The sequence below is a fragment of the Lentiprolixibacter sp. genome (genome assembly GCF_982873095.1).
This window is the reverse complement of record NZ_CEYNTP010000233.1, coordinates 1-4,341: the sequence shown is the minus strand read 5'-3', so window position 1 is coordinate 4,341 and position 4,341 is coordinate 1. Positions and strand designations below refer to the sequence as shown.

The 4,341-nt window shown below is 42.9% G+C and carries 4 protein-coding genes; 1 reads left to right on the top strand and 3 read right to left on the bottom strand.

Annotated elements, in window-relative coordinates:
* Positions 1-656: PLP-dependent aminotransferase family protein (locus AC4E7D_RS12175; protein WP_490174063.1), on the top strand; the 656-nt coding region annotated here is incomplete at its 5' end.
* A 57-nt stretch (positions 657-713) separates the two neighbouring features.
* Here AC4E7D_RS12175 and AC4E7D_RS12170 read toward each other — a convergent pair.
* From AC4E7D_RS12170 to AC4E7D_RS12160, 3 genes are all read right to left on the bottom strand, one after another.
* Positions 714-1,376, bottom strand: a complete 663-nt coding sequence (locus AC4E7D_RS12170) for a hypothetical protein (protein WP_490174062.1) — start codon at positions 1,374-1,376, stop codon at positions 714-716.
* A 154-nt stretch (positions 1,377-1,530) separates the two neighbouring features.
* On the bottom strand, positions 1,531-2,199 hold the full coding sequence (locus AC4E7D_RS12165; protein ID WP_490174061.1) for a response regulator: 669 nt from the start codon (positions 2,197-2,199) through the stop codon (positions 1,531-1,533).
* A gap of 2 nt (positions 2,200-2,201) precedes the next feature.
* Positions 2,202-3,695: a tetratricopeptide repeat-containing sensor histidine kinase gene (locus AC4E7D_RS12160; protein WP_490174060.1), complete on the bottom strand. Its 1,494-nt coding sequence runs from the start codon at positions 3,693-3,695 to the stop codon at positions 2,202-2,204.
* Positions 3,696-4,341: the final 646 nt, after the last annotated feature.

The window sequence follows — 4,341 nt, the reverse complement described above, 5'->3', positions numbered from 1 at the left end:
ATGATCCTGTCCCGCACTGCCATTTTGTAACTACCACCACCCATAAGACGCTGAGGGGACCAAGGGGAGGACTCATTCTGATGGGGGAGGATTTCGAGAATCCTTTTGGAATACGGCTAAAAAATGGTAACCTCAGGAAAATGTCTGCCCTGATCAACCTTGCCGTTTTTCCCGGAAATCAAGGTGGTCCATTGGAACATATAATTGCCGCGAAGGCTATTGCTTTTGGGGAAGCCCTGACCGATGATTTCCTCCACTATATGGTACAGGTAAAAAAGAATGCCGCCGCCATGGCCGATGCCTTTGTGGCCAGGGATTATCATATTATCTCCGGGGGAACGGACAACCACGTTATGCTGATCGACCTCAGGAATAAGGACATTACCGGGAAGGACGCTGAGCGGGTCCTGGAATCCGCTGATATAACGGCAAATAAAAATATGGTACCTTTCGATGACAAATCACCCTTTGTTACTTCAGGAATACGGTTTGGTACTGCTGCGGTAACCACGAGGGGCCTGAAAGAGGGAGATATGGAAACCATAGTAGGTTATATCGACGCTGTTTTGACGCAGCCGGAAGATGCAGGTGTAATTCAAGAGGTAAAAGCTAAGGTAAATGAGCTGATGGGTGACAGGCCCTTATTTGCCTGGTAAAAAATGCCGTAAAATGGAAAACCAGTAGCCCTATATACCGGCTTTCCATTATCAAGATCAATGATTGAGCATATGGAGGTCGCCTGAAATGAAAGACCTACGGTTCAAATCATAGATTACGGCATCTTCTTCTGAGTCAAAGTATAGCCCCCAATAACGCAGATAGGCGTCACGGAACTTTTCCGTGTTGCCCAACTGGGGATCTATTTTTGTCAAGTTTTCCTCAAGCACAGGAATGTAAATTTCATAAGGGGCCTCATTTCTAGGCACGGTAAAGTATTCATAGTGTTCCCCAAGGGCATCCAGGATATGATTGAGTTTTTGTTCTATGCTGTGTGAAAAGATCCTTTTAATGACCAGGGTGGCATTGTTGAGCAGAAAGACCAGTTCTTCGATTTCTATGGCCTGATTGTTCTTTTTCTCAAGTTCCCAGATCTGTTGGGCAAGCGAACTATTTTCGGCCACTGACGAACGCTGTTCCGAAGGGTTGCCCCAGTTACCCTGCTCCAAATGAAAGAGTAGTTCTGTAAGGGCCAAAGGGCATCGCATCTCAATTATCAGGTTGCCCCTGCATCCGTTGTGTAAGCAGCCACGCACCTGAGCACTGGAATAATACTCCCGTTCCAAGCTTCGCTTGAAATCATCCAGACCAATAATGGCCGGATTCTCATCCAGTTGGATCTTGAGGTTTTTATTGAAACCGTCTCTCAGCATAGACATGGGCGGGGTATTGAGACACTATATGTACTCAAAATTAGTCTTAAATGCGCACAAGGCTTTATAGAAAAACCATAGAATAATTAAGGTTTTCCTATAAATTAAGGGGATAACACGTCAAAAACCGTGCTGCTGCCCGCAATTGAGGAAAGGGTATTTATATAAAACCGCGGTTTCGCGATTCAGTGATCAGGGCCTGATCGTTTTGTTTTTCCACCCCAAAAAGGGCTTTTAGATGCCTTTTTCTGTTTTCGATGCCCGGCAGGGACAAAGAGATATAATTCACCATATCCTTGGTTTTGGTACCGATGGACAGGTGGTAGAGGATTTTTTTATCGTTTTCGTCCAGCGCCATATCATTCGCCATGCGCTTGCGGATGGCGGCAAGGGCTTTTTGAGTGTAATAGGGAGGTGCTGTCATAATCGTGCGCACCATGGCCTGAAGGGATTGCTTGTCAATCTCTGATTTCACCATATAGCCCTCGGGATCCACACTTTGCATAATGCTGTTTATGCGGTAGTTGTCACTGAAGGAAGACATGAATACGATCATGGAGTCCGGACTTTTCTTGCGGGCCCAGATGCCCAGATCTTCCCCTGTTTTTACAATACCTTCAGTACTTGGACCCAGTTGAATATCCAGCAACAAAATATCATAAGGAAAAGAATTGAGGGCATCCGTGATCTTTTGCTGGGCTTCCTCAAAGGATTTGGCAGTATCCATTTGCACAGTGAATTCTTCAAATTCCGTGTCTTCCAGAATAAATTTGTACCCCATGGTGGTCATCTCATGATCATCCACAGCCAGTATTTTCACCACTTTCATACTCAATCCTTTTTAATTTCCTGCAATTCTCCTTCTTCGTTAACAAGAAGGCCAGGTTCATGCTGTTCTATAGAATAGGGCAAAATTACGGTAATACGGGTACCTTTTCCAAGAGAACTCTCTACATTCCAGGTACCCTTTAGTTTGGAGACCCTGGATTTGATGTTTTTCTGGCCAATCCCTTTTTTGGCTTTTTTAACCTCAAAGCCCTGGCCATTATCTTCCACACTTATCTTGAGCATGTTATCCAGGTCCTGAAAAGCCACTTCCACATGCGTAGCTTTTGCGTGTTTCACGATGTTCTGCAGGCTCTCTTGAATGATGCGGTACAGGTTGATCTTGGTTTCCCCGGTAAGGGCATCCCATTCCACATCCTCGTCATAGTTGAAGGCAATTTCCAGGCCTGTGGAATCTGTAGTCTCTTTGATGAGTTCATTTATGGAATTGATAAAGTTGTTGAACTTCTCATAAGCGGCATGGTTCAGCTCATGCGAAATAGAGCGGATTTCCTCCTGTACTTCCTTGAGCTTTTCTATGGCCTCTTCCCGCATGGCCATGGAGCTGTCGTCTGATTTTTTGTTGAGCCCAAGCAGCACCATGCGTATGCCGTTCATGGCGCCCAGGACCCCGTCATGCAGTTCCTCGGAAATGCGTTTTTGTTCGGACTGCTTGCCTTCCTCCATTTTTTGTTTCTGGGCAAGCATGAGGTTAAAGATCTCCTGGTTGGACTCCTGCTGTTGTTGCTGGAAACGCAGGCGTTGCACACGAATGCGCTGGTAAATGATGATCAGGGAGGCAATACCTAGGAGCAAAAGTCCGATAGAAATCCCAAAGAAAATTTGCTTCTCCTGCTCCGCGGTTTCCATCTGAGTAATGTACTGGTCTGTTTCTTGTTCAATCCTTGCAAACTTGTCACGTATCCTTCGTTCTTCTATTTGCAGGCGTTCACTTAACCTCGCATATTCGTCAAAATAGAGATCATTTTCCGGGGCTACCCACCCAAGCAATTTTAACGACTCTAACTTCCTTTTAAAATTAGAACTTTGCTCAGCTTTTTCAATGGCATTTAGGGCATGGAATAGCGCTTTCTGCTTATCACCTATATTTGCATAATAGGTCGCTAAATTATAGTTGCTAGATGAAATCCCAAGATTGTCATCTTCAAGGGTATGGATTTGTAAAGCTTCATTTAATTCTTCCAGTACGTTAGTCGTGTCTCCACTAAAAAAACGGCTTATGGCCAGATTGTTCAAGGTTTGGGCATAGGCTCGAGGACGCTCATTTTTTAAGTCTTCATATTTCAATGCAGCCCTAAAATAGGGGATGGCTTCATCCCACATTTCCTGCTCTTTGTAAACATTGCCAATATTGTTATCTAAAGTACGTCTGTAACCTGTTTTAACCGAGTCTTCGAATTTTTCAAGTAACTCTTCAGCTTTGCCAAAAAAGGATAGGGAACGATCGAATTCATCTAATTCCTTCGTTACAGACCCCAAATTGTTATAACAATAAAATAATTGAAGAGTATCTTCTACTGACTCCAGTAATTCTATAGCCTTTATAGTAGTATTTTCACTCTCTACATAAGCCCTAGCCTTAGACTGTTGAATAGCCATGTATAAAAGCAGTTGGCCTGCAGTTTTGATTTCACCTAAGTCTCTGAAAATAGTTTGGGCTTTCGAATAATGGTAATAAGAGCTATCCCTTATCGCCCTTAAATTGAAATAGGCTCCCAAATCCCAATGTGAATTGGCTAGCTCTTCTTTATTATCTAAGCTAGTTGCCAATTGTTGTAACTTTTTATTGAACTTCCTGAATAACACAGTATCACCAAGTTCATGGTAGGCAATTGATAATTTCGAATAATACTTGATTCTCAAAGTATCATGAGTATTACTCTTTATAGCTCTTGACGCTTTGTCAAGAAATAGTTTTCTTGATTTTTGAGATAGTTTATCATTTCTACCTTCGTCAGCCCATAATAATATGCTGTCTGTTCTTTGTTCCGGTTTAGATTCATCCCTAATCCCTTCTGATTTACGGCATGCAAAAAGTATTGAAACCACAGATAGCAATAAAAATGTCCTATGGAAGTACTGTTCTAACAATGAGTAATACATACAACCAAATTAAAAAAAAAGA